The organism is Chryseobacterium taichungense, assembly GCF_900109935.1.
GTDB classification, from domain to species: Bacteria; Bacteroidota; Bacteroidia; order Flavobacteriales; family Weeksellaceae; genus Chryseobacterium; species Chryseobacterium taichungense.
On record NZ_FOBV01000002.1, the window covers coordinates 179,065 to 205,442 of the forward strand.

Consider the following 26,378-nt stretch of genomic DNA (forward strand, 5'->3'; position numbering starts at 1 on the left):
ATAATAAATGGAAGATTTGCTACTTGAAAATTGGGAAAAACTTGGACAGGTCGCACTGATGACCATTGCCTCTTTTGTCATTCTATTCCTTTTCATCAGGATCTCAGGAAAAAGGACACTGGCCAAGTTCAACGCTTTTGATTTTGTGGTCACGGTCGCTCTGGGTTCCACATTGGCCTATATGATGCTTGCGATGGTTCCATTGGCAGAAGGTGTAATGGTCTTATTTCTGATAATTGCCTTACAATACCTGTTTGCAAAATTGGCCAGTACATCCGATAAGATGGAACACCTGATCAATTCCTCTCCACGCTTACTGTTCTATAAAGGCAAATATCTTAAAGACAATATGAACACCGAGGCCATAACGGTTGATGAGATCTACGCTGTAGTACGTCAGGCAGGACTTGAAAAGTTAGATGATGTCTTGGCGGTTGTCATCGAGCTCAATGGAGAGATCAGTGTCATCAAAAAATCGGATACTCTGGGTGGTAAAAGTTCTTTGGAAGATCTTGATATCCCTGACAGTGAAGGAAGGGACAATCTGTAGAATTTTTTCAGTTATATAATTGAATTTAACAAATTAACCTAAGCTTGTTGACATTACTACCTTTTCACTCGTTTCATTGGAAAGGCCTGTTTGCGTTTCTGTCCGTTTTTTATTCCTGAAATTTCGGCGATCAATGAATCGGAAGTGATTTTTGTGTAAGTGATGATCTGCGGAAAGTCGTGCTCAGGATTTTCAAAGACCAACTGATTTTCAGAAATAGTTTTAGCGGCAAAACGAACAGGCAGACCATCATTTTGATTTTTAACAGTTGGAATGTAAAACAACTTTTTATTTTCCTTCACGAGCCGAACGCTTTCAAAAACGATCGTGTCCTTGTCTTTGACACTATAACTTTTCCCCGAAAATTCAGTATTGCCAGTCTTGGTCCAGGTTTCATAGATGCTGCCTTTCTGGGTTTTGTTTTCCCAAGTACCGATCAGCCATTCCGCTTTTTGAATGTCGTTGGCCTGATTTATTGTCCAGGCATAAAGAATAGCCAAACTCACAACCGTAATAAAAAATTTTGCTCCTGTTTTCATAACTTTAGCTGATTGAATAATTGTCATTTTATTTAATTTCCAAACACCGGATGACTTATTTGTGAAAGTTGAGATGGCAAAGTTGCAATGTTTTTGAAAACTAAAATTGTAAAAATGGGACAAGTCTAATCCGTTCCGTAAAAAAGTGAAGACATTTTAAGATGAGGGCCATAAAATTCTTTGGGCGTAGATCCGGTAAATTCTTTAAACTCTTTGATAAAATGTGCTTGGTCGTAATACTCGTTTTCGTAAGCCAATTGTGCGAGGTTTGTAAACTGATCGTTGAGCAACATTTTGAGCGCAGTCTGCAGTCGAATCGTCCTCGATAGTTGTTTAGGACTTAGACCAATGGCTGAAGAGAATTTGCGTAACAATTGTCTTCGGTTGACTTTGTTAAGTTTAGACAGTTCGTCAACCGGGAGTTGTCCGTTGGCTGTTATAATGGTTTCAACCGTTGATTTTACAATGCGGTCAATGGTTTCGATGTTAGTCAGCCGATTAAGTAAAAATATTTCAATAAGCTTTATTCTCTCTGAAGTGGAATTGGCATTTAAGATCTGTTGTCCAATTTCCTGTCCGTCCTTTCCAAACATCATTTCCAATGAAACAGCGGTATTTTCCATCTCTTTTATAGAAAATGTGGTAAAAGGCAAAAACCCTTCGGGATGAAAACGGATGGAGAAAATTCCGGTCTCGCCGGTCGGTTCGATCTCAAGTGGTCCAGTCAGTTGTCCGATGACAAAACATCTGGGCTGGATAATGCTGTTCCTATTATCCAATAATTGTTTGTATAGATCGCCATAATGAAAGATCATCTCCATACATCCGTCAGGAACGATGGTTTGTTTTTCCGGAGTTTCTTCTTTCGGGCTTTCCATTGTCCAATAACATTTGATAAATGCTGCTAAGTCCTGATCCGGTTCAAATGTCTGGTAATTCATTGGCTTTTTTGATAAGAGTTATTTTAAGCAATTCAAATATAATCAATCGTATGGAAAGATTGATGGATAACCTATTATAAACCTGCGTAATTGAAATACAGGTTAGCTGGAAGTCTGCGCAAAATGTGCACAGGTCAGCGTAAAACCGGCTCAAAAAATTAAGCAACTCAACACTAATCCTGCGTAAAAATTGAGCCGGATATTTAAATGCGTGCTCAAAATTTGAGCAACCATATTTCTGAAGTGTATCTCAATAAAATAAAGCAGCTCATACCTCTGCTTACAAATTGCGCCACTTTTATGAAAACCGGCTCAAAAATATTAGCACAACACACTTACCTGGCTCAAAAAATAAGCCGGTGATCCCTAACCCGGCGCAGAATTTGAGCCAAATACTGTCGATGCGGCTTAAAAATTAAACCTCCATATCTCTAAATTGTATCCAAGAAAGTAAAGCAGCTCATAACTCTGCTTAAAAACTGAACCACTTTTTGCAAAACCGGCTCAAAATTATAACCACAACACGCTGACCTGGCTCAAAAAGTGAGCCGGCCAATCCTAACCCGGTGCAGAATTTGAGCCGTGTACTGTCAATGCGGCTCAAAAATTGAACAACCCTGATGTCATTGTCTTTTCTGCTTTTTTTCTTTTCAAAAGCAATTAATACAACTGATTAATAATCAATAAAATGCAGTCACATTTCAGAGCTCTGAAAAATCAGCGATACAATTAAGCAAGATGTGTCTTTGTATATACAAACTTTTCAAGTTTTATATCCAAGACTCTCTTGCCTTTTTTGCAAAAAGGGGAAAAGACTTCGAAACTCGTCTTTTTTCTTTGTAAACCATCTAGTTGATTCCAATTTATTCTTTTTTAATCTCTAAAAGATTCCTGCATCATCCAGATTGTTCTTATTTAGCCCACGCCCCTCTAACACTATTGTTTTGAATGTTTTAATGCTACAACTTTGTAGAAGAAAACCAAGTCAAAAACAAAAATGAAGTAGTTATGATCGTAAACCTAATCACCAAAGAAGACCTTCAGGAATTTAGAACCGAATTGCTGGAAGACCTACAAAACCTATTTCAGATCAAGATTTCCCAGCAGAAATTATGGCTCCGCTCCTCAGAGGTCAAAGCACTTCTAAAAATCTCCTCCGGAACACTGCAAAACCTCCGTACCAATGGAAGCTTATCGTACACCCGTGTCGGCGGGACATTATATTACAATTACAAAGACATTGAAGAAATGCTGAAAAAGAAGTAATGATATTTAACAACAGCGAACCAAATTATGAATTATATCAAACACCTCACAGCTTTCTATGAAAAGGTGGCTCAGGATAATACGCTCAACCCATCACACATCAGCCTCTATTTAGCCTTATTCCAGTTCTGGAATTTCAGCCGTTTCCGAAATCCGGTCAGTATTTCCCGCGATGAAGTGATGCGTATCAGTAAAATCCGCTCAAAGGCCACCTATCATAAATGCCTGAAGAATCTTCACTCTTCGGGCTATATTGATTATCAGCCGTCGTATAATCCGTTTCAGGGAAGCCAGGTGGTGATGGTGGATTTTGGTGGGGAGTTGAAGGTTGGTCAGCAGCAAAGAAATAAATAATCTTTATTACTTTTCCAATACTGATTTAATATTTATAGCTATTTTTAGGGTTTATACATTTAACATTTTTTATCTTTGGGAATTAACCTTAAGGATTATCATTAAATGTCAGAAGAACAGAAACGTCAGTTGCAGCAGCAACTTTGGAATATAGCGAATACTTTAAGAGGTAAAATGGATGCGGATGAATTCCGTGATTATATTTTAGGATTTATTTTCTATAAATATCTTTCAGAGAAAATACATTTTACGGCTAACAAAATTTTATTAGATTCAGGAGAAGATGTTGATTACAATGATGTTGATGAAAATACTGAAGAAGGGAAAGGAATTGTAGAAGCCATTTATGAAGAAGTCGTTGAAGATTTGGGATATTTCCTGAAACCTTCGGAACTTTTCAGTAATATTGCCAAAAAAGGACATCAGAAACAGGAAGGGAAATCTAATTTTATCTTAGCTGAACTTTCTAAAATCCTCAATAATATTGAGCAATCCACATTAGGAACAAATAGTGAAGATGATTTTGAAGGATTGTTTGATGATTTGGATCTTACTTCGGCAAAACTTGGACGAACTGAAGACGAAAAAAATACATTAATCTCCAAAGTTCTGTATCATTTAGATGATATTGATTTCAATTTATCAGATACCAATGCTGATGTTTTAGGCGATGCTTATGAATATCTGATTGCACAGTTTGCAAGTGGGGCTGGTAAAAAAGCAGGAGAATTTTATACTCCGCAACAGGTTTCTACTATTTTAGCAAGAATTGTTACGAGTCGAAAATCACAATTAAAATCTGTATATGACCCGACTTGCGGAAGTGGTTCATTGCTTTTAAGAGTTGCCCGTGAAGCAAAAGTAAGCGATTTCTATGGTCAGGAAATGAACCGTACGACTTACAACTTAGCAAGGATGAATATGATTCTGCACGGTGTCAATTACAGCAACTTTGATATCCGTCAGGAAGATACTCTGGAAAAACCTCAACATTTAGATAAAACCTTTGATGCTATTGTAGCCAATCCTCCCTTTTCTGCGAAGTGGAGCTCTAATGAACTTCTTTTATTAGATGAAAGATTTTCACAATACGGAAAATTAGCGCCGTCTTCAAAAGCAGACTTTGCTTTTATCCAGCATATGATTCATCACTTGGATGAAAACGGAATTATGGCTGTCGTAATGCCACACGGAGTTCTGTTTCGTGGTGCAGCCGAATTGGTTATCCGAAAATATCTGATTAAAGAGAAAAATTATTTAGATGCTGTGATTGGTTTGCCTTCCAATATTTTCTTTGGAACCAGTATTCCTACCTGTATATTAGTCTTTAAGAAATGTCGTGAAGCCGATGAAGATATCCTATTTGTAGATGCAAGCAAAGAGTTTGAGAAGCAAAAAAATCAAAATGTATTGCTCAATGCTCATATCAATAAAATTGTTGACACTTATCAAAATCGTACAGTAACTGAAAAGTTCAGTCATAAAGCGACATTGCAGGAGGTTGCAGATAATGATTACAATCTAAATATTCCTCGCTATGTGGATGCTTTTGAGGAAGAAGAGGAAATTGATATTCAGGCGGTAATGGCAGAAATTAAGGAGCTTGAAGCAAAGCGTTCTCAATTGGATTCTGAAATTGAAGTTTATTTGAAAGAATTGGGATTAGTCAGCTAAATTTTTTTTGGCTTAGTAAAATCCTCAAGGTTTAGAATTTTAACAAATAAATTATAAAGATGACAGAAGAAAATAAAAGTGTAAAGAATTTTCCTAATTCGAGAAACATACCCAAATTGAGGTTTTTAAAATTCAATGATGGATGGGAAGATAAGAAACTTGGAGACTTAATGAATTTCAAAGTAACTAATTCTTATTCAAGAGATAATCTCAATTATGAATCAGGAACCGTAAAAAATATTCACTATGGAGATATCCATACCAAATTTCAAACTCTTTTTGATTTAGAAAAAGAAAATGTTCCATATATAAATGAAGATATTTCTCTGAATAGGATTTCAGAAGATTTTTATTGCCAAGAAGGAGATGTAATTTTTGCAGATGCTTCTGAAGATTTAAACGATGTTGGGAAAAGTATTGAAATTATAAATGTTAATGGAGAAAAATTACTTTCCGGTTTGCATACTCTTTTAGCAAGACCGCAAAAAAATAATTTCTCTAAAGGATTTCTTGGATATTTATTAAAATCTGATTATGTAAGAAATCAAATAAAAAGAGAATCACAAGGGTCTAAGGTATTAAGCATTAATGTGGGTAGGATTTCTAATATTCATTTAGTATATCCTTCAATTCCAGAGCAACAAAAGATTTCTGAATTTTTATCTCTTTTGGATAAGAGGATATTATATTCAATGAAAATAATTGAGGATTTAATTATTTTAAAATCTAGTACTGCTCAAAATATATTTAATCAAGTTTTTAGATTTAAAGATTCTGAAGATAATGATTTTCCTAAGTGGGATATTAAAAAGCTAGGAGATGTTTGCGAAATAAAAAGAGGCGCTTCCCCACGCCCTATTTCAGAGAGTAAATGGTTTGATGAAGATTCCAAAATTGGATGGGTAAGAATTTCTGACGTTACAAAATCTAATAAGTATTTAGAAAAGACAGAACAATATTTATCTAATGCAGGTATTTCGAAAAGCAGATTGGTGAAAAAAGGAAACATGATAATGAGCATTTGTGCTACTATAGGAAAGCCTATTTACACAAATTTTGATGTTTGTATACACGATGGTTTTGTTGTTTTTGAAAACCTAACGCTCGATAAAGAGTTTCTATATTATTATTTAGATTTTATTCAATTGAATTGGTATAAGTATGGACAGCCAGGAATTCAAATAAACCTTAACTCGGAAATTGTAAATAATGAATCTGTATTAGTTCCTGTTATTGAGGAACAAATTAAAATAGCTGAGTTTTTATCAAAGTTTGATGAAAAAATAAATTTAGAGAACGAGTTACTAACTCAATACGAAAATCAGAAAAAATATTTATTACAAAATCTTTTTGTTTAAGAGATTGGGAATTAGAGAAGTCTTTTTCAAGTTTTAAAACTTGAAAAGACTTTTTTTCCATCAAACAAACAAATTAGCCAAAAGAAACTTTTTTTGAAGTTCTAACTTTTCTAAAATCTGTTTTTCTGCTTCTATTTTATTTTCGATTACAGAAAGAAACTTTCCTATAACTTTTTGTTCGGGTAAACTTGGAATACTAATTTCAACATCGGAAAATGATTTAACAGATATTGTAAATCTTGTGCTCCCTGTTGCAAATTTTGATAACTGGCTTAAAACAATTGGAACATTACAGAAATAGTGAGAATATAATATGTCAATCTCAATTTTTGGTCTAAAACGCATTAAGTGATAACTAAACACAGCATTTTCAAGATTTTCAGAAATAACAACTGAATGACCAATATCATCAGGGGTTTCTGATGATGGAGTAAAAAGAATATCTCCTTTCTTTAAATTACAACTTGTAATTTGCTGCTCTTTTGCAGTTACTTTTTGAAACGATTTTATGGTCGTAGAATTTATATCTTCGTGTCTGTAAACGTTCATATAATTTACTAGATAGACCTCATTTTCGTTTTCCCTTGAAAGTTTATCAATACTACTTGTCTGAAAATTTCCAATTTCACCAAGTTTTAATTTTTCCCAATTAGGAAAATCATATCCTTGTTCGTTTTTGAATCTTAATTTTTGAGAAAAAATATTTGTACGACTTACTTTCATTAAGGTTTCTAATTGTTCAATTATTTTCTTTTGGGTTGAAATTCTGATGTCGATTAATGATAATGAAGATGCAATTTTTTTCTGCTCCTCTATGGAATCTGTAATTATTGATTCAACCTCTAATAAATTTTGGACAGATAATCCCGGTTGAGCCATACCAGTAGCATACTGATTTAAATTTAGGTAGTTTAATAAATAAAATAACCAATTGGAATGTACTTTATCTTTAGGAGTTACAACAACTGCGTGCTCAGTTGCATAAAATTTATCATATACTCTTGTTATGTTTCCACAAAGTGCTCCTTGTCTACCAATTAAAGAGTATTCTCCATCATAATTATATGAATAAGTAAATCCTCTTAATCCATTTGCTCCATAACAAGGATATAATTTATTATTTGTCTCCTTTAAAATCTCTGAAGCACTAACAAATTTTCCAGCTTGCATTTTACATATATCTCCCAATTTCTTCACTTCCCAATTCCTCTCAAACTCGGGAAATCTAAGCTTCGGTAATAAATTAGGAAAGAAAGTCATAATTATCTCCTTTCCGCACATTGAGGAGAAATTTATCCACTAATCCTAAATTTTTGATTAGCTGTTATCAATTCATACCTTTTAGGATTTTAAATAATAAATATAAAATCAAAAAATTATGACAAGAAAGAAGACATTGGCAGAAATCGCTGAACTATGGAAGAATGACAAAAAGCTGTATGTGAAAAAATCAACTTTTTCGGCTTATGTGCTGTTGCTGGAAAATCATTTATTGCCTGTATTTAAAGACTATTCTGAGATTGAAGATGAGGAGGTACAAAAGTTTGTATTTCAAAAATTAGAACAAGGATTAAGTCAGAAAAGTATCAAAGATATTCTCATTGTTTTGAAAATGGTGCTGAAGTTTGGAGCAAAGAATAAATGGATTGAGTTTATCAATTTTGATGTGCAATATCCTACAGTGAGGGAAACGCATACAATTGAAGTATTGAGTAGAACACATCAGAAAAAAGTGATGAGCTATATTCAGGAACATTTTACTTTTAGAAATTTAGGCGTTTATATCTGTCTTTGTTCGGGAATGCGGATTGGCGAGATTTGTGCGTTGACTTGGGAAGATATTGATACGGATAATGGGATTATTAATATCCGAAAAACCATTCAAAGAATTTATGTGATTGAGGATGGGGAACGCAAAACAGAATTATTGATTGATACGCCTAAAACCAAAAACTCCATACGTGAAATCCCGATGAGTAGGGATTTGTTGAGAATGCTGAAACCTTTTAAGAAAATTGTAAATCCGGCGTTCTATGTGTTAACCAACGATTCTAAACCAACAGAACCAAGAACTTACCGAAGTTATTATAAAAACCTGATGAAGTTTTTAGAAATTCCTGATATCAAGTTTCACGGCCTTAGACACAGTTTTGCAACCCGATGTATCGAAAGCAAATGTGACTATAAAACCGTGAGTGTTTTGCTAGGTCATTCCAATATCAGTACAACTTTGAACTTATACGTTCATCCCAATCTGGAACAAAAGAAAAAAGCAATTGACCAGATGTTTAAAGCGCTAAAATAGTTGTAATTATAATTGATAATTTCTTACATTTGGGAAAACTATCAATCACTTTGTCAGAACTCATACTTCTGACAAAGTTTTTAACCAAAAACTCAAAACCGAATGTCAAGTCAGCCGGAATATATTTTAGAGCAGAAATTAGTAGAACAATTACAACAGTTAGGTCACAAAAAAGTTACGATATGTAATGAGGCAGACCTTATTAAAAATCTAAAGACTCAACTCGAAATTCATAATAAAAAAACATTCTCAGATACCGAGTTTGAAAAAATCCTCAATCATCTTTCCAAAGGAAATGTTTTTGAAAAAGCCAAAATCTTACGCGATAAATTTCATTTCATAAAAGATGACGGGACTTCAGAGTGGATTGAATTCATCAGCCAAGATCATTGGTGTCAGAATCAGTTTCAGGTAACGAATCAAATTGCTCAGGAAGGAAATTTCAAAAACAGATATGATGTAACCATTCTCATCAATGGACTGCCTTTGGTACAGATTGAATTGAAACGTCGTGGGTTGGAAATGAAAGAAGCTTTCAATCAAATCAATCGTTATCATCATCAGTCTTTCAATTCCGGAAGTGGATTGTTTAATTACGTTCAGTTGTTTATCATCAGTAACGGAGTCAATACAAAATATTATTCCAACAACGCAAAGCAAACTTTTAAGCAAACCTTCTTTTGGTCTGATGAGCATAACAATAACATCACTCAACTCGACCATTTTGCTCCTGCATTTTTAGAGCCTTGTCACATTGCAAAAATGATTACAAAGTATATCGTTTTGAACGAAACGAATAAGATACTGATGGTTTTAAGACCTTATCAATATTATGCCGTTGAGAAAATTGTTGATAGAGTAAGAAATACCGATAAGAATGGATTTATCTGGCATACAACAGGTTCAGGAAAAACATTGACTTCCTTTAAAGCCAGTCAGATTCTGAAGGAAATTCCGAAAGTAGAGAAAGTTGTTTTTGTAGTTGACAGAAAAGATTTGGATTATCAGACCCAAAAAGAATTTGATGCTTTTGAAAAAGGAAGTGTTGATGCCACTGAAAACACAGCACATTTGGTTAAGCAACTTTCAGACAATACAAAATTGATTGTAACTACTTTACAGAAGTTGAATACTGCTATTACAAAGGAAAAGCACGGCAATAAAATTGATAAGCTGAAAGACAAAAAAGTGGTTTTTATTTTTGATGAATGTCACAGAAGCCAGTTCGGAGATACACATCAGAATATTAAAAAATACTTTAAGAACGCCCAAATTATTGGCTTTACAGGAACTCCGATTTCTGAAGTGAATTCAATTGGGAAAATAGACGGAGCTCCTGCAACGACTAATAGACTTTTTGAAGATTGCCTGCATAAATATGTGATTACAGATGCCATTCGGGATGATAATGTTTTGAAGTTTTCTGTGGAATATGTCGGAAGATACAAAGAAAAAGAAGGCAGCAATACTTATATTGATACTGATGTTGAAGCAATCGATACACAAGAACTTCTTGAAAGTCCAAAACGTCTTGAAAAAATTGCAGATTATCTCATCGCAGAATACGGTAGAAAAACGCACAGCGGTACTTTTAATGCAATGTTTTGTGTAAGCAGTATTGATGTTTTACAGAAATATTATGACCTTTTTCAGAAGAAAAAAGAAGAAGGTAAGCATCAATTAAAAATTGCTACTATTTTCAGCTATGGAACAAATGAAGAATCTAAAGATGCCAATGGAATCTATGATGAACCTGAGTTTGGAATGGTTGCAGAACCGCAGGCACAATACGGAGATTCTCATAGCAGAAATGTGTTAGAAAGATATATTGGTCATTACAATGAAATGTTTGGAACAAACTTTACGACCAAAGACAGCCAAAGTTTTTATAATTATTATAATGATATTGCTAAAAGAGTCCGCAATAAAGAAGTTGATTTAATTATTGTAGTGAATATGTTTCTGACTGGATTTGATAGTCCACAATTGAACACTTTATTTGTTGATAAAAACCTGAAATATCACGGATTAATACAGGCTTTTTCCCGGACCAACAGATTGTTAGGCGAAAAGAAATCACAAGGAAATATTGTTTGTTTTAGAAATCTAAAATCTGCAACTGATGATGCCGTGACCTTGTTTTCCAATAAAGAAGCGATTCAGGAAATTATCATTCTACCGATTGAAGATTATATTGAGCTTTTCAATGCAGCGCTGGATAAATTAAAAATAGTTGCACCTGAAATTGACAGTGTTAATGCTTACCAAACCGAGCAGGAAAAATTTGAATTTATCACTGCTTTCCGTGAGATAATGCGTGTTCTGAATGTTTTAAAATCATTTGCGGATTTTGATTTTGATAAACTGGAAATGACTGAATTTGAATTTGATGGTTACAAAAGCAAGTATTTGGATATTTGGAACGAAACCAAACCAAAAGGAGGAGAAGGAAAAGAAAGTGTTTTAGATGATGTTGATTTTGAGCTAGAACTAATCCATCGTGATGAAATTAATGTAAGTTATATTCTATCACTTTTAGCCAATCTTACTGATTCAAATCTGAAAGGTGATAAATTAGAAAAAAAGAAAAAAGAAATCAGAGATATTCTTTCCGGCGATGCCAAGCTTCGAAGTAAAAAAGAACTGATAGAAAAATTCATAGAAGAAAATCTTCCTCATATTTCTGACGGAGACAACGTCAGTGAAGAATTTGAAAAATACTGGAATAGAGAAAAAAACTCTGCTTTTGAGAAAATTGCTACCGAAGAATCTTTGAATAAAGATAGATTTAGAGATGCTATTGATGATTTTCTTTTCACTTCCAAAACTCCAAAAATAAGTGATACCTTAAAACTCCTTGAAATAAAGCCAAAGCTTACTGAACGTAATAATATCGGAAGAAGAATTATTCAGAAGGTACAGGATTTTGTGGATGTGTTTATTGATGGGGTGGCATCGTAGAAATTAAAAATAAAAATCGTTTTTACGGATTACCATAATTTTCATGCTGTAATGCTTTGTACTTTTAAAACTTTAAATAATATATGATCTTAGGTGTCAAAATATTATATACTATTAAAAATGACTGAATGATAAATAATAAAAACTAATAACTAAGCCATGAAATTATTACAATTAAAACTCAAAAAATTTTAGAAGTTATAAAGATGAAGTAATAATAAATTTAGATGATTTAACTGCATTTGTTGGAAAAAATGATATTGGTAAGTCAACAATTTTAGAAGCGTTAGATATATTCTTTAATGATAATAAAGGTGCTGTTAAATTGGATAAAGATGATGTTAATAAATCTGCGGTTAATGAAGGAGATAATGTTATTTCTATTACAACAGTATTTTCAGAATTACCAAATTCAATAGTTATAGATACTACAAACGAGACTTCTTTTGACGCAGAATATCTTTTAAACTCAGACGGAAACTTAGAAATTACAAAAATGTATCCGAATGCAGGGTCTGCAAAAGTTTTTATTAAAGCATATCACCCTACGAATGTTGAATGTTCAGATTTATTACTTAAGAAAAGTACTGATTATAGAAAAATAATTCAGCAACATAATATTGTCTGTGAGAATAATACTATTAATGCAGTGATGAGAAGCGCTATTTGGTCACATTTTTCAAGTAATTTACAATTACAGAAATTAGAAATTGATGCTTCTAAAGAAGATGCAAAAAATATTTGGGAAAAAATACAGCAATATCTTCCTCAGTATTGTTTGTTTCAGTCTGATAGAAAAAATAGCGATAATGATAGCGAGGTTCAAGATCCTTTAAAAAAAGCTGTTGCACAGATTCTTGGAGATCAAGAAATAGTTACGATGTTTGCAGATATTGCACAAAGAGTTTCGCAGCGACTAACAGAAGTTTCAGATTCCACATTAGAAAAACTCAGAGAAATGAATCCTGAGATTGCTAGTAGTTTAAATCCTATTATACCACCTGCTAATGCACTAAAATGGGTTGATGTTTTTAAAAGTGTCTCAATTTCAGGCGATGAAAATATACCTGTAAATAAAAGAGGTAGCGGAGTTAAGAGATTGATTTTGTTAAATTTTTTCAGAGCAGAAGCCGAGAGAAGAATGTCTTCGGTTAATTCTCAGTCTATTATTTATGCAATTGAAGAACCTGAAACATCTCAACATACTGAACATCAAAAAATATTAATTAGAGCATTTTTAGAACTTTCTTCAGCAGATAAGACACAGGTTTTATTAACAACACATAGCTCTACAGTGGTAAAAGGTTTATCATTTGATCATTTACGTTTAGTGTCTAAAAACGATGATGGTAATAAATTAATTGAGGAAGTTATCCCAAATCAACTTCCATATCCTTCCTTAAATGAAATTAACTTTATTGCATTCAGAGATTTAACAGTAGAATATCATAATGAGCTACATGGTTATATTGAAGCCGAAGAATTATGGAATGATTATAAAAATGGAAAACCAACTATGAACTATAATAAAACATATCGAGGAAATACAACTGTACATCAGATTATCTTGACAGAATATGTAAGACATCAAATACATCATCCAGAGAATACTTTGAATCTACGATTTACATTTGAACAGTTAGAAAATTCGGTTAATATGATGAGAGATTTTATTTTACAACAAAGAAGCTAACAAGCAAAAATTGTTGTGTTTTATAATTAATAAAATGATACAAAAAATAATATTAAATACTGCAAATTTCCCTTTTCTTTTTAAAGATGAAGAAGTTGAAGTAGAATTAAATTTAGGCTCTATTAAAGGTTCTTTTTGGGGAGGAAATCTTGATATGGTTTCCGCCATTGTAGGTAAGAATGGAACTGGCAAAACTAGCATACTAAGATCAATCAAAGATTCGTATATAGATGCAGTAAATGACTTAGGAGAAGAAGTTCCTGTGTCTACTTTTTTAAAAATTTATTATACATCTAATTTAAGTTATGAAAATGACCAATTTGAAGATAACACAGTCATTAATCTCTCTTTATATTCAAGATTAAAAAGAGAATTGCGGGGAGATGAAATTGGAGTTACAGAAATGCTTGAAATTCATAATTCAGAATTTTATTTAGATTTAATTCAACTTAAGAAAAATGAAGAATTAAACTCTCTTTTATTAGATTTGGGATTACCTCATATCGAAAAATATGAAATTTCACTTCTTAAATTGAAAGAAGATGATTGGAATATTTCTAGAAATTTGAGACCTTATTTTGAAGAATTAGAGCTAAAAAAGGATCAAGAACGCTCAGTAAGGGAACAGCAAAAAATCGACGACCTAGGATTAAAAAACGTTGACGAAATCAAGCTCAGTAAAGAATATTATGAAACCTCATATAAGATTCGTTTGGAATTAGAGGTAATTAACGCTGTAATCTTAAAGGTTAAAAGAATTTTAGAAAGAACAGGCAATAGATATTTAGAAGAAGGCTTTATTGATGAGCCAATTTCTGAGTTGAAAAATGTAAATTCTTATAAAGAAGCATTTTATTGGATTATTGAAAAAACATATTTTAAATTAACCAAGGATTCTCAGCCTATATTTTTACCATTTGAAGAAATAAAAGAATTCGCGGATGCATTACTTTCAATAGTAGAAGAGCAGCAAAATTTTTCAAATTGGACGAAATTTTCTGTAAATTCAGATGTTGCATATAATTTTATTATAAAGTATCAAAGTTTTATTAGAGCGTTTAAGTCTAATTTTACTTATGATGATTATCCCATCTTAAGATTAAGTACAGACATACTGCTAAGTAATGGAGAGCGTTCTATGTATGAGCTTTTTTCACAAATGTATAAGTTGGAAATCGCAATATCAAATGGAGAATTTAATTTTGAAAATGAGTTTGAAACATATCTTATTTTATTAGATGAAGCTGACCTTTCTTTCCACCCAACATGGAAAAAACGCTACATTTCTTTATTAATTAAAATTTTACCAGTAATTTTTAAAGGAAAAAAAATACAAATAATTTTTACGACCCATGACCCCTTGGCATTATCTGACGTGCCAAAACAAAATGTCATTTTCTTAGATAAAAATGATGAAGGACAGACTATCATAAGTGAACAGAACATAGAAACATTTGGCGCAAACGTCAATGAACTTTTGGCAGATAGCTTTTTTATCTCAGATGGTTTAATGGGAGATTTTGCAAAAGAGAAAATTAGGGATTTGATTGCATTTTTAACATTTGATATGGAATCGTCAAATGAAAATCATCCGATTGGAATATGGGATGAAAGTTCAGCCCAGCAATTAATTGAAATCGTAGGTGAACCAGTTATTCAACAGAGACTACAATCATTATTTGATATTAAATTTAATATCTCAGAAAAGGAGGCTTTGGAATCTAAAATCAATGAACTTCAACAAAAACTTAAAGAATTAAATGAGAAGAATTCTGATAGATAGTGAATTAGAGATTAAGGCTGAAAACTATAGTAAAAACTTATTTACGGGTAGAAATGCAAACTTTAAAACTCCTCTTGATGAACTCAAGAAACTGAGGGATAGTTTGCAAATGAAACATGGAGTACAAAAACAATATGTTCAAAAGATTATTGATCAATATCAAGAAATTTTAAAAGCTTCTCCTGAAGAAATGAGATTGCTAATAACTTCTTTTCAAACAATTGCTAAAAGTGACATACTGGAAAGCAAGCTGAAAACAAAGGATAAATTAAAATTTCATGAATTAATAGTAAAAGCAATGAGGTATGATGAGCTAAGAAGTTCAGAATTTCGTCAATTTGTTAGTTCTTCTGGAATCAAGACTTGTGTTTACTGTAATTCTCAATTAGCAATAATATCTGAGATCTCGTTTTATGATAAAAAAGAGAAAAAAAGAAAACCAAAAATATCAGCAAAATTTGAATTAGACCACTATCATTCAAAATCGCAATATCCTTTTCTATGCACATCTTTCTATAACCTATATCCAGTCTGTGGAAATTGTAATAGAGCAAAGTCTAAATTAGATATAAGATTTGAACTCTATACCGATGATCCATCTAAACTAGATGTATTTAATTTTTGGATTGATGATAAAACAGTCATTGATTATTGTTTAGAAAAAACATCAGATTCATCTAAGCTGAAAATTCACTTCCAATCTATAGAGGGTGATGATGAGCTGTTAAATGAATACAATAAAATTTTTGGAATACAGGGAATCTACGACACTCAGAATGATATTGCTGAAGAACTTGTACATAAGGCTAAAGTTTATACAGATGCGTATAATAAAAGCTTAGTTAGTACTTTTCATGATTTATTTCCTGACAAGAAGATTCTGGAAAATCTCATATTAGGAAACTATGCTAATTCTTCCGACACATTTAAGAGACCAATGGCAAAATATACTCAAGATATCGCTAAGCAGTTGGGTTTGATATAATCTATACTTTATTCTAAATTATCTTTGAAGATATTTTAATTAAAAAAAATATATAAATGAAACTAATAACAAAAGAACATATTTTAAAAGCAATACAAGAAATAGACAATGAAGGGATAAGGTCAGGAAGAAACTCGAGTACATATGATTTGATATATAATAATAAACCATATCCTCCAAAACTAGTGATAAGCATAGCAAATAAATATGCAACGGGGGAAGAACTGGATCATAATACTTTTGCTGGTGGTCAAGGTACTCCAGCCTTTAATTTGCTAAAAAATGAAGGTTTTGTTATCAAAAACAAAGCACATAATAACTCTAATGTTACAAAATTTTCTGAAGCAGTAGATGCATTGATAGATTATTTAAAGATTAGTGATTCAATTGTATCTAAATTTTCCATTATTAAATTTGGTGCAAGAGCAAAATATGTTTGGATTTCTGATGATTCAAATACAATTTGCGATGATAACTGTCATTACGAATTAATAGAAAGAAATGGTTTGGACAATACTAAAGGTCTTTCTGTAGAAATTCATTTTGAAGATAAATTTAAAAAACAGTATTTTTCTTTACTGAAAGATAATTTACCATCAGATGTATATTGGAATGATAAGCATAAGCCAAGTATTAGTATAACTTATCAAAATATTTTTAGTTATTCTGATCCTGAACTTTTAATGAAAATTGAAGAAGCATTATTATATTTAGAAGTAAACTTAGGAAATAAAGTAAGAAATATAAAGGATATAATTAACTCAGTTAATGTTAAAAATGATTTTATTAACTGGTTTGTATCCAGAGATGGGCTAGAAAATAATTATTTTAATCAACAATTTGGTAGTAGTCTATCACGTTTTACAAGTGAAGTTGAAAAGTATGAGGAACTATATAAAAATGATTTTAAGAATGATCTATTCCTAGTAAATCCTACTAATTTTATCAGCAAAATAAATGAAATCTCTAAAAACATTTATAATAATTCCACCAGCAGTTTTTCCAAGTATATCCTTACTGGTAATGGTCGTCCGAAAGCTATTTTAGGAAATAAAAATTATATCACCTTTCTTAACGAATTTTTTGAGAAACAAAGTAATAATAAACTCAAATTAAATCATCCTCAACAAAAGATTATGGCAATCAACCAAATTCTCTATGGCCCTCCGGGTACAGGGAAAACATATAACACGATGAATAAAGCTGTTTGCCTTATACATCCAGATTTTAGTAAAATTGAGAATCGAGAAATTTTAAAAGAAAAATATAAGCTTCTAGTTGAGTCTGGACAAATAGTTTTTACAACATTTCATCAAAGTATGAGCTATGAGGATTTTATTGAGGGGATTAAGCCACAAACTAAAAATGATATAGTTACATATTCAGTAAAAGATGGGATTTTTAAAAACATAGTAAAGATGGCACTTTCTGAATATATCAAAGATGATATCGAAAACGGTTCAGAAAAAGAAGATTTTGATCAGCTTTATGACTCTTTTATTGAAAGTATAAAACCTGAAGAAGGGATAAGAAAGGGCACGTTCACGACGAAGACAGGAATAGAAATGATGTTAGTTAATGCAAATGATAAATCTGTTGTCGTAAAATATCTTTGGGATAATAATAAAACAAAAGATAAAGAAGCAAAACAACCATTTATTATAAGTAAAGAGAAACTTAAAAAAGTACTTTTAGAAGGTATTAACCCTTCTGAAGTAAAAAATTTAAAGTTAGAATTAGATCCTTTGATTGGCTATATTCATTGTGAGCTTTTTGCTGTTTATAAGTCATTTTATGATTTTGTAATTATTAATAAAGGTGAAGTAGAAGCAGTACATTTTAACTATAAAGATCAATCTTACGAAGAAGTAAGAGAACAATATGAAGTTGTCGATAAAGAATTAATTAAAGAAAAAAATGTTAAACCATACGTTTTAATTATAGATGAGATTAACCGAGGCAATGTTTCACAGATATTCGGTGAATTAATAACTCTTATTGAGGAAGGTAAACGGTTGGGAAATTCTGAAGAACTTGAAGTTATATTACCTTATAGTAAAGATAAGTTTAGTGTTCCCCCCAATCTCTATATCATCGGAACAATGAATACTGCTGACCGAAGTGTAGAAGCCTTAGATACTGCTTTAAGAAGGCGGTTTTGTTTTGAAGAAATGCTACCAAAGCCCGACCTGCTTATAGATAAGAATATTGGTGTAGTTAATTTAAAGGAACTGTTAATTACAATCAACAAAAGAATTGAAGTATTATTGGATAGAGATCATACCATTGGGCATTCTTATTTTATTAATTTAGAAACAGAACAAGATCTTAGAAGTGCCTTTAAAAATAACATTATCCCATTATTACAAGAATATTTTTACGGCGATTATGAGAAAATAGGAATGGTTATAGGAAATGGTTTTTTTGAAGTTACTGAAAAATATGATAAGAATATATTTGCAGAATTTCCTTCTCAAAATTTTCCTGAAGCAGGGAGCATTAATAGACTTAAAAAAATTGATAACGATTTTAATATTATCGATGCTTTAAACATTCTTCAAAAAAAGAGTAAAAGCGACAATGAGTAGAATTCAGGTTTTTGAACATAGCTTTTTATCCATCGGAGAGCAAGGTTTTGAAAAACGACATTTTAAAGCGTTATCAAGACTCAATGAATTACACAATTACAAATATTTTGATTTGAAACATAATGGTATTGTATTTAAACAATTTGTGGGTATAATTCAGATAGATAGTTTGACAATAGAAATTTTACCTAAAATTGACCGTTATGAAACAGAGAATATTACAAACAAAAACAAATGGCAAAAGGTTTTGATAGAAATGCTTCGCGTTACCCGAAAGTTGAAAATTAAGCAGGTAGGTCAGGCGAATGTTTCCAAACAGTCTATTCATCTTTTGGATATTTATTTTGAATGGTTTTTGAGCGAGGTACAACTGTTAATCCATCAAGGCTTAATCAAACAATATTATCAGCAGACAGGAAATGTCAAAGCATTAAAAGGTAAACTTGAATTTGCTGGTCATATTCAGAAAAATCTGGTTCATAAGGAGAGATTTTATACGATTCATCAAGTATATGATAAAGATCATCTGATTCATCAGATATTAGGTCAGGCATTGTATATTATTGAGCATCTTTCAAAGGGCAGCTATCTGTACAATAAATGCAAAACCCTACAGCTTGATTTTCCAGAAGTGAAAGCTATCAAAGCCAATGAAAATACATTCAGCAAAATTCCTAAATCCAGAAAGACGGCACCTTACCAAACTGCTTTGGCAATTGCCAGACCTATTATTTTGAATTACGCACCCAATATTTCCAGCGGATCAGAAAATATGCTTGCCTTACTTTTTGATATGAACAGTCTTTGGGAAGAATATGTTTTAATTAAATTAAAACATGCAGCAATGGAAAGTCAAAGCAGAATAGAAGTTTATGGACAGGATTCAAAGGCTTTTTGGAACGGAATTACGATTCGCCCTGATATCGTCTTGAAAAAGAATGATGAGGTTGCTTTGATAATTGATACCAAATGGAAGAATATTGATCAGTCTCAACCTTCAACTCATGACCTAAGGCAGATGTATGTTTATAATGAGTATTGGAAGAGTGAAAAAGCTCTTTTACTTTATCCTTCAAATGATGATAGTTTAGAGAGTTTTTTAAGTTTTGAGAAAATTACAGAAAATGAACATCATCAATGTGGTTCGGGTAAGATTTCTGTTTTGAACTCTTTTGGACAATTAGATGATACTATTGGAATTAAATTATTAAATATAATTAAGAAGTAGAATTACAATTCTATATAGTAATTTCATAAGGCTAATTACAGATATTTGCATAAAATAAAAACAGAAACCAAAAATAATTCGCTCCCTAATCCAACAGCTAAATTCTGTCAAGGTCAAGCCCTCCGGATTTTCAGAAAAACTTTTTACGTATAAAATCTACGCAAAAACTTTTTCCAAAAAACCTTGACAGAATACCACGCTCATTTTCAAAAGGCTTTCTTTTTTTCTTTTTTTTAAATTTTTTTTCTTCGTTTTCTTTTAGAAATATTTCAACTGAGAAATTTCAGACGCAAAGAGAAAGATAGATTCTTGGTTTGAATTCTAAAAACCTATTCAAATTTTGGACTTTTTACTTGCAGATTTGAGCAGAAATTTTTAGCTTTACTACGTAAAATTTAAATTAGGATTTTACCACTTTTTTGCAAATGTCCTATTTGAGGCCATTCACAGAGATGCTACAGCGAAAATCTTATCCATAAAGCGATGAGGAATTGGTACAAAATCCCTCACTTTCCGCTAGGTTAGAAACCAAAATAAGCTAAAAACGGTACCGCTCCAGTCTATTTGAGAATCACTGTAGAAGATAAGATAGCAGACATTGCTGCTAAAAGGTATATCGATCCAACTATGAACTTTTATATCCCATTGATCATCTGAAGGGGGATGAATTACTTAAATTTTTTAGAGCTTGTCCATCAATATCTTGAAAATCAGATGCTGAAAAATTTGAATTTTTATGCTTTGAATGGTAGAAAACAAGTGATTCTTCATTCAATCCTACATGATTTGCCCATCATTATTTCATCGCAAATAAAATAATCGTAATTTACTTTGAATTTGTTTTCTACAAATCGAAAACAGGTTAGCTTTCAAAAATGGTGGAATCGATTTCGAAGTTCCCTTACTCAGAGGTTACATTTTCAAGTTCTGCACTTTCTTTGAATTAGGTCTAAAAATAATCAAATTTTATCAAATTTCAGATGTCGTATTTTTTATAACGATCGATGATTGATAATCAATACTTTATATGTGATTTTCTTTTAATGAATATCGTAGAAAATCTGATAAATTATGTATTTTCGATATTTTTTGAAGATAATTTTTGTGAAAAATATAATATTTATTGAATTTAGTTTATACATTTGTACTGTTCAAAACAAAAACAGATGAATAACACAATTATTATTATTGTCATTTCTGTCATTATCGGATTCCGGTGGTGAGCGATGGCTTGTGATAATTTTTGAAATTGAAATACGACAGACCATTCTCATCACGAGAATGGTTTTTTTATTTAAAAACAAAACATTTAATAAATATAAAAACGATACAGAATGTATTACAATGATGACAGTATTCTCTTTTTTGATAGGGAATATGTGAAAGCTAAAGAAGCCAAAACCGACCTGTACGGTCAATCGTTACACTATGGATATGCTGTTTTCGAGGGAATTAAATCTTACAAAACAGTTAATGGGACTAAAATTTTCAAAGCAGAGGAACATTACGACAGACTTAGAAAATCTGCCGAAACGATGATGATGCCTTTTGATTATTCTACCGAAGAAATGGTAGAAGCAACTTACAAATTATTGGAAATTAATAATTTGAGCAATGCATACATCCGTCCATTGGTCATTTGTTCTCCGAATATGTCATTATCAAAAGGACAAAAAAGTTATCTTGTAATCGAAGTTTGGAATTGGGATAATGGTTATATGGCAAACAAAATGAGAATTATGACGTCTTCTTTTGAACGTCCGAATCCAAAAGCTTTCAAAGTTGAAGCAAAAGTAAGCGGTCACTATGTTAATTCTATTTTAGCTTGCCAGGAAGCAAAAGACAAAGGTTTTGATGAAGCGTTGGTTCTTGATGCTGAAGGAAATGTAGCAGAAAGTTCAGGAGCCAATATCTTCTTTGAAAAAGACGGCAAACTTTTTACACCTGCAAAAGGAAGTATTCTTCCGGGAATCACAAGAGCTACAGTTTTTGAAATCTGTGATAATCTGGGAATCCCTTACGAAGAAAAATTCTTCAAACCGGAAGAAATGCACGGTGCAGATGCAGGTTTTTTCTGCGGTACAGCGGCGGAAATTGTAGCATTGGATTCTCTTGATAACATTCCTTTCAAACTGAACTGGGAAGAAAGCTTAGCATCTAAAATTCAGACAGCTTATCGTCATTTAGTGTTAGAACAAGATTATTCTTATTTAAAAAATAAAAATTTAATTCTCGAAAAATAATCAAAAAAGTCCCAAAGGGACGTCCTATTACAGGATAGGATGAAGTCCTATCATCAAAAAAAATAAAATATGTCAGAAAATTTAAACAAATATTCTAAAACCCTCACAAAAGACCCCACGCAGCCGGCAACTCAGGCGATGTTTTACGGGATTGGTTTTCAAAAAGAGGATTTCGACAAAGCACAGATTGGAATTGCAAGTATGGGTTATGACGGAAATACCTGTAATATGCACCTCAATGGTCTTGCGGAGATTGTAAAACAAGGTGTTAAAGAACAAAATCTTGTTGGATTAATGTTCCACACCATCGGAATCAGCGACGGAATGACCAACGGAACAGACGGAATGCGTTATTCCCTCGTAAGTCGCGATATCATTGCAGATTCCATCGAAGCGGTTTGCGCAGGACAATATTATGATGGATTGATTACAGTTCCCGGTTGCGACAAAAATATGCCGGGTTCTCTTATAGCAATGGCACGCCTTGACCGACCTTCGATAATGGTTTATGGCGGAAGTATTGCGCCGGGACATTACAAAGGCGAAGATTTGAACATCGTTTCAGCTTTCGAAGCGTTGGGAAATAAAATCGCAGGTAAAATTTCCGAAGAAGATTTCCAGGGTGTGATTCAGAATTCCTGCCCAAGTGCAGGAGCTTGTGGCGGAATGTACACAGCCAATACGATGGCTTCCGCAATCGAAGCGCTTGGAATGAGTTTGCCTTATTCCTCGTCTTACCCGGCTCTCAGTCGTGAAAAAAAAGAAGAATGTCAGTTTGCCGGGCATTACATTAAAATTCTTTTAGAAAAAGACATTAAACCATCTGATATTATGACGCCAAAAGCTTTCGAAAATGCTTTGAGGCTGATTATGATTCTGGGTGGAAGTACCAATGCGGTTCTCCATTTTATAGCCATTGCAAAATCCATCGGATACGATTTGACTTTAGATGATTTTCAGAGAATCAGCGACGAAACACCATTTTTAGCCGACCTTAAACCAAGTGGTAAATATCTGATGGAAGACCTTCACAAAGTAGGCGGAGTTCCAGCCGTGATGAAATATCTATTGGATTTAGGCTTGCTTCACGGTGATTGTTTGACGGTTACGGGAAAAACCATTGCGGAAAATCTGGAACACGTCACTTCAATTATTGACAGACAGCAAAACATCATTCACGATATCAAAAATCCAATCAAAGAAACCGGACACATCAGAATTATGTACGGAAATCTTGCCGAGAAAGGTTCTGTTGCAAAAATCACAGGAAAAGAAGGCGCTTATTTCAAAGGAACGGCGATTGTTTTTGACGGAGAAAAAGAATTCATCAAAGGTATCGAAGATAAAAAAATTAATGAAGGAAACGTCGTGGTTATTAAAAACGAAGGCCCAAAAGGCGCACCCGGAATGCCGGAAATGCTGAAACCGACTTCCGCTTTGATGGGTTCAGGCTTAGGTAAAAATGTCGCATTGATTACCGACGGAAGATTTTCCGGAGGAACGCACGGTTTCGTTGTTGGTCACATCACGCCGGAAGCTTTTGCCGGAGGATTGATTGGCTTAATTAAAGATGGAGATGTGATTGAATTGGATGCTGAAAAAAATACCATCCACGCATTGCTGTCAGACGATGAAATCGCCAAAAGAAAGGCTGAGTTCCAACAACCGGAATACAAAGTGAAAAGCGGTGTGTTGTACAAATACGCCAAATCTGTAGCAGATGCCTCACAAGGCTGTGTCACCGATTTGTAAAATATATTATTTGGGGCAGCTATTTCCGTCTTCCACTCCCGCTTTTTTGCGAACGAAGTGAAGCAATAAGTTGAACTATTAGGAATCGCAAAAAGAGCTCCGTTCAAGCCGGGCTGCAATCGTATTGCGTTCCAAAATTAATGTTTTAAAAAAATCTGGAGGATTTAATATAAATGTGGAGGTGAAATTTGAAAACAGGATAAAAACTCAAAACGAATCCGAAGGATTCAATAGGAATAGCCGTAGGTGAAACCTATGGAACGGATATAAACCCAAACAAATCAGAACCCGAAGGGTTCAATTTTAAACTGAAAAATATTAAAAATGAATAATACCATTTTACAAGTAGAAAACACAGAATTAGAACAGCCAAAATCGATAGAAATATCCGGTTCCAAAGCCGTTTTAGAAGCTCTGTTGCAGGAAAATGTAGACACGGTTTTCGGTTATCCCGGTGGTGCAATTATGCCGATTTATGATGCTTTGTACGACTATTCCGAAAAACTGAAACATATTTTGGTTCGTCACGAGCAAGGCGCAATTCACGCTGCACAGGGATTTGCCAGAACTTCCGGAAAAACGGGGGTTGTATTTGCAACCAGTGGTCCGGGAGCAACCAATCTGGTGACAGGTTTAGCGGATGCAATGATAGACAGCAATCCGATTGTCTGTATTACAGGTCAGGTTTTCGCCTCACTTTTGGGAACGGATGCTTTCCAGGAAACCGATGTCATCAATATCACAACGCCGGTTACAAAATGGAATTATCAGGTAACCGATGCAACCGAAATCCCGGAAGCGATTGCGAAAGCTTTTCATATCGCAAGTACGGGTCGACCAGGTCCGGTTTTGATTGATATTACCAAAAATGCCCAGTTGCAATTATTCGAATATTCGGGGTATAAAAAATGCAATCATATCAGAAGTTACCGCCCGGAGCCGGAAATCAGAAATGAATATATCGAACAGGCTGCAGAATTGATTAATCAGGCAAAAAAGCCATTTGTTCTTTTTGGACAAGGGGTGATTTTGGGAAAAGCCGAAGAAGAATTCAAAGCATTTATTGAAAAAATCAATCTTCCTGCGGCAGCAACTGTAATGGGATTGAGTGCGCTTCCAACCAGCCACAAGTTACACGTCGGAATGCTGGGAATGCACGGCAATTACGCACCCAATGTAATGACCAACGAATGTGATGTTCTGATTGCGGTCGGAATGCGTTTCGATGACAGGGTTACAGGTCGTTTGGATAAATATGCAAAACAGGCGAAAATAATTCATCTTGATATTGACCCGGCCGAAATTGATAAAAATGTGAAGACCACCGTTCCGGTTTGGGGAAATTGTAAAAAGACACTTCCGATGCTGACGGCGCTTCTCAAAGAAAACGACCATTCACTTTGGTTGGAAAAATTCCGTAAGTTGGAAAAAGAAGAAATCAAAGAGGTCATTCAAAATGAACTTAATCCAACCACCGATGTAATGACAATGGGAGAAGTCATCAAAGTTCTGAATGAGCTGACAAATGGCGATGCCATTATAACGACCGATGTTGGTCAACATCAGATGGTTGCCTGTCGTTATGCAAATTTCAATAATTCTAAATCCAGCGTAACCTCAGGCGGATTGGGAACAATGGGATTTGGTTTGCCGGCGGCAATCGGCGCTTGGTATGGCGCACCGGAAAAAACAGTGGTTGCAATCATTGGAGATGGCGGATTCCAGATGACATTGCAGGAATTAGGAACCATTATGCAGTTTGGAGCGAAGGTCAAAATCCTGATTCTAAACAATGAATTCCTCGGAATGGTAAGACAATGGCAACAGCTGTTCCACGACAGGCGTTACTCTTTTGTAAATATCACGAGCCCGGATTTCGTAGCCGTTGCGAAAGGTTATTACATCGACGGACAAAAAATATCAGAAAGGAAAGACCTCAAAACAGCTTTGGAAACAATGCTTAATCACGATGGAGCTTATCTTTTGGAAGTAATGGTGGGAAAAGAAAATAACGTTTTTCCAATGGTAGCGCAGGGTACTTCGGTATCAGAAATTCGCCTGAAATAAATTTTCAATAGGGTCCTGAAAGGACGATTTAATAAATGATAGGATGAAAATCCTATCAAAACCCGAAGGGTTTAATATGAATAGCCGTAGG

18 protein-coding genes and 1 pseudogene are annotated in these 26,378 nt (G+C 33.4%); 16 read left to right on the plus strand and 3 right to left on the minus strand.

Going from position 1 to position 26,378, the window contains the following annotated elements; all coding sequences use genetic code 11:
- The first annotated feature begins 7 nt into the window (after positions 1 to 7).
- Positions 8 to 550, plus strand: a complete 543-nt coding sequence (locus BMW64_RS04550) for a DUF421 domain-containing protein (protein ID WP_089998755.1) — start codon at positions 8 to 10, stop codon at positions 548 to 550.
- Positions 551 to 606: 56 nt separating this feature from the next.
- On the opposite strand, the gene BMW64_RS04555 is transcribed toward BMW64_RS04550, so the two are convergent.
- On the minus strand, positions 607 to 1,116 hold the full coding sequence (locus tag BMW64_RS04555) for a DUF6265 family protein (RefSeq protein ID WP_228400833.1): 510 nt from the start codon (positions 1,114 to 1,116) through the stop codon (positions 607 to 609).
- A gap of 98 nt (positions 1,117 to 1,214) precedes the next feature.
- Positions 1,215 to 2,030, minus strand: coding sequence for a helix-turn-helix domain-containing protein (locus BMW64_RS04560; protein WP_089998757.1), 816 nt, complete (start codon positions 2,028 to 2,030; stop codon positions 1,215 to 1,217).
- Positions 2,031 to 3,038: 1,008 nt separating this feature from the next.
- Here BMW64_RS04560 and BMW64_RS04565 point away from each other — a divergent pair.
- The 4 genes from BMW64_RS04565 (at position 3,039) to BMW64_RS04580 (ending at position 6,682) form a co-directional block, all read left to right on the plus strand.
- Positions 3,039 to 3,296: a helix-turn-helix domain-containing protein gene (locus BMW64_RS04565; RefSeq protein ID WP_089998758.1), complete on the plus strand. Its 258-nt coding sequence runs from the start codon at positions 3,039 to 3,041 to the stop codon at positions 3,294 to 3,296.
- Positions 3,297 to 3,323: 27 nt separating this feature from the next.
- Positions 3,324 to 3,650 carry a hypothetical protein gene (locus BMW64_RS04570; protein ID WP_228400834.1) on the plus strand — a complete coding sequence of 109 codons (327 nt, stop codon included), beginning with the start codon at positions 3,324 to 3,326 and terminating at the stop codon, positions 3,648 to 3,650.
- Positions 3,651 to 3,755: 105 nt separating this feature from the next.
- On the plus strand, positions 3,756 to 5,324 hold the full coding sequence (locus BMW64_RS04575) for a type I restriction-modification system subunit M (protein ID WP_089998759.1): 1,569 nt from the start codon (positions 3,756 to 3,758) through the stop codon (positions 5,322 to 5,324).
- A gap of 59 nt (positions 5,325 to 5,383) precedes the next feature.
- On the plus strand, positions 5,384 to 6,682 hold the full coding sequence (locus BMW64_RS04580) for a restriction endonuclease subunit S (protein WP_089998761.1): 1,299 nt from the start codon (positions 5,384 to 5,386) through the stop codon (positions 6,680 to 6,682).
- A 60-nt stretch (positions 6,683 to 6,742) separates the two neighbouring features.
- Here the strand turns inward: BMW64_RS04580 and BMW64_RS04585 are convergent, their stop codons facing one another.
- On the minus strand, positions 6,743 to 7,963 hold the full coding sequence (locus BMW64_RS04585) for a restriction endonuclease subunit S (protein WP_089998762.1): 1,221 nt from the start codon (positions 7,961 to 7,963) through the stop codon (positions 6,743 to 6,745).
- Between the two features lie 97 nt (positions 7,964 to 8,060).
- Between BMW64_RS04585 and BMW64_RS04590 the strand changes: the two genes are divergently transcribed.
- The 11 genes and pseudogenes from BMW64_RS04590 (at position 8,061) to ilvB (ending at position 26,287) form a co-directional block, all read left to right on the plus strand.
- Positions 8,061 to 8,987 (plus strand): tyrosine-type recombinase/integrase, encoded by a 927-nt coding sequence (locus tag BMW64_RS04590; protein ID WP_089998764.1) that lies wholly within the window; start codon positions 8,061 to 8,063, stop codon positions 8,985 to 8,987.
- Between the two features lie 102 nt (positions 8,988 to 9,089).
- Positions 9,090 to 11,948, plus strand: a complete 2,859-nt coding sequence (locus BMW64_RS04595) for a type I restriction endonuclease subunit R (RefSeq protein ID WP_089998766.1) — start codon at positions 9,090 to 9,092, stop codon at positions 11,946 to 11,948.
- A gap of 217 nt (positions 11,949 to 12,165) precedes the next feature.
- Positions 12,166 to 13,641, plus strand: coding sequence for an ATP-binding protein (locus BMW64_RS04600; RefSeq protein ID WP_394332257.1), 1,476 nt, complete (start codon positions 12,166 to 12,168; stop codon positions 13,639 to 13,641).
- Positions 13,642 to 13,675: 34 nt separating this feature from the next.
- Positions 13,676 to 15,424 carry an AAA family ATPase gene (locus BMW64_RS04605; RefSeq protein WP_089998769.1) on the plus strand — a complete coding sequence of 583 codons (1,749 nt, stop codon included), beginning with the start codon at positions 13,676 to 13,678 and terminating at the stop codon, positions 15,422 to 15,424.
- Positions 15,402 to 16,409 (plus strand): hypothetical protein, encoded by a 1,008-nt coding sequence (locus BMW64_RS04610; protein ID WP_089998771.1) that lies wholly within the window; start codon positions 15,402 to 15,404, stop codon positions 16,407 to 16,409. Before BMW64_RS04605 ends, BMW64_RS04610 begins: the two co-directional genes overlap by 23 nt.
- 56 nt (positions 16,410 to 16,465) lie before the next feature.
- Positions 16,466 to 18,997: an McrB family protein gene (locus BMW64_RS20835; RefSeq protein WP_228400835.1), complete on the plus strand. Its 2,532-nt coding sequence runs from the start codon at positions 16,466 to 16,468 to the stop codon at positions 18,995 to 18,997.
- On the plus strand, positions 18,990 to 20,225 hold the full coding sequence (locus BMW64_RS04620; RefSeq protein WP_089998773.1) for an McrC family protein: 1,236 nt from the start codon (positions 18,990 to 18,992) through the stop codon (positions 20,223 to 20,225). Before BMW64_RS20835 ends, BMW64_RS04620 begins: the two co-directional genes overlap by 8 nt.
- Before the next feature lie 552 nt (positions 20,226 to 20,777).
- Positions 20,778 to 20,882, plus strand: a pseudogene (locus BMW64_RS21105) (hypothetical protein); the annotation flags it as partial.
- A 677-nt stretch (positions 20,883 to 21,559) separates the two neighbouring features.
- Positions 21,560 to 22,468 (plus strand): branched-chain-amino-acid transaminase, encoded by a 909-nt coding sequence (gene ilvE, locus BMW64_RS04625; protein ID WP_089998774.1) that lies wholly within the window; start codon positions 21,560 to 21,562, stop codon positions 22,466 to 22,468.
- Positions 22,469 to 22,537: 69 nt separating this feature from the next.
- Positions 22,538 to 24,220 carry a dihydroxy-acid dehydratase gene (gene ilvD, locus BMW64_RS04630; RefSeq protein WP_089998775.1) on the plus strand — a complete coding sequence of 561 codons (1,683 nt, stop codon included), beginning with the start codon at positions 22,538 to 22,540 and terminating at the stop codon, positions 24,218 to 24,220.
- Between the two features lie 324 nt (positions 24,221 to 24,544).
- Entirely contained in the window at positions 24,545 to 26,287 is a 1,743-nt protein-coding gene (gene ilvB / locus BMW64_RS04635; protein ID WP_089998777.1) for a biosynthetic-type acetolactate synthase large subunit, read from the plus strand.
- Positions 26,288 to 26,378: the final 91 nt, after the last annotated feature.

What these genes read in the sequence shown, in the direction of transcription:
- BMW64_RS04550 (WP_089998755.1), top strand. Translation starts at nt 8, where the DNA reads ATGGAAGATTTGCTACTTGAAAATTGGGAAAAACTTGGACAGGTCGCA.
- BMW64_RS04555 (WP_228400833.1), bottom strand. Translation starts at nt 1,116, where the DNA reads ATGACAATTATTCAATCAGCTAAAGTTATGAAAACAGGAGCAAAATTT.
- BMW64_RS04560 (WP_089998757.1), bottom strand. Translation starts at nt 2,030, where the DNA reads ATGAATTACCAGACATTTGAACCGGATCAGGACTTAGCAGCATTTATC.
- BMW64_RS04565 (WP_089998758.1), top strand. Translation starts at nt 3,039, where the DNA reads ATGATCGTAAACCTAATCACCAAAGAAGACCTTCAGGAATTTAGAACC.
- BMW64_RS04570 (WP_228400834.1), top strand. Translation starts at nt 3,324, where the DNA reads ATGAATTATATCAAACACCTCACAGCTTTCTATGAAAAGGTGGCTCAG.
- BMW64_RS04575 (WP_089998759.1), top strand. Translation starts at nt 3,756, where the DNA reads ATGTCAGAAGAACAGAAACGTCAGTTGCAGCAGCAACTTTGGAATATA.
- BMW64_RS04580 (WP_089998761.1), top strand. Translation starts at nt 5,384, where the DNA reads ATGACAGAAGAAAATAAAAGTGTAAAGAATTTTCCTAATTCGAGAAAC.
- BMW64_RS04585 (WP_089998762.1), bottom strand. Translation starts at nt 7,963, where the DNA reads ATGTGCGGAAAGGAGATAATTATGACTTTCTTTCCTAATTTATTACCG.
- BMW64_RS04590 (WP_089998764.1), top strand. Translation starts at nt 8,061, where the DNA reads ATGACAAGAAAGAAGACATTGGCAGAAATCGCTGAACTATGGAAGAAT.
- BMW64_RS04595 (WP_089998766.1), top strand. Translation starts at nt 9,090, where the DNA reads ATGTCAAGTCAGCCGGAATATATTTTAGAGCAGAAATTAGTAGAACAA.
- BMW64_RS04605 (WP_089998769.1), top strand. Translation starts at nt 13,676, where the DNA reads ATGATACAAAAAATAATATTAAATACTGCAAATTTCCCTTTTCTTTTT.
- BMW64_RS04610 (WP_089998771.1), top strand. Translation starts at nt 15,402, where the DNA reads ATGAGAAGAATTCTGATAGATAGTGAATTAGAGATTAAGGCTGAAAAC.
- BMW64_RS20835 (WP_228400835.1), top strand. Translation starts at nt 16,466, where the DNA reads ATGAAACTAATAACAAAAGAACATATTTTAAAAGCAATACAAGAAATA.
- BMW64_RS04620 (WP_089998773.1), top strand. Translation starts at nt 18,990, where the DNA reads ATGAGTAGAATTCAGGTTTTTGAACATAGCTTTTTATCCATCGGAGAG.
- ilvE (WP_089998774.1), top strand. Translation starts at nt 21,560, where the DNA reads ATGTATTACAATGATGACAGTATTCTCTTTTTTGATAGGGAATATGTG.
- ilvD (WP_089998775.1), top strand. Translation starts at nt 22,538, where the DNA reads ATGTCAGAAAATTTAAACAAATATTCTAAAACCCTCACAAAAGACCCC.
- ilvB (WP_089998777.1), top strand. Translation starts at nt 24,545, where the DNA reads ATGAATAATACCATTTTACAAGTAGAAAACACAGAATTAGAACAGCCA.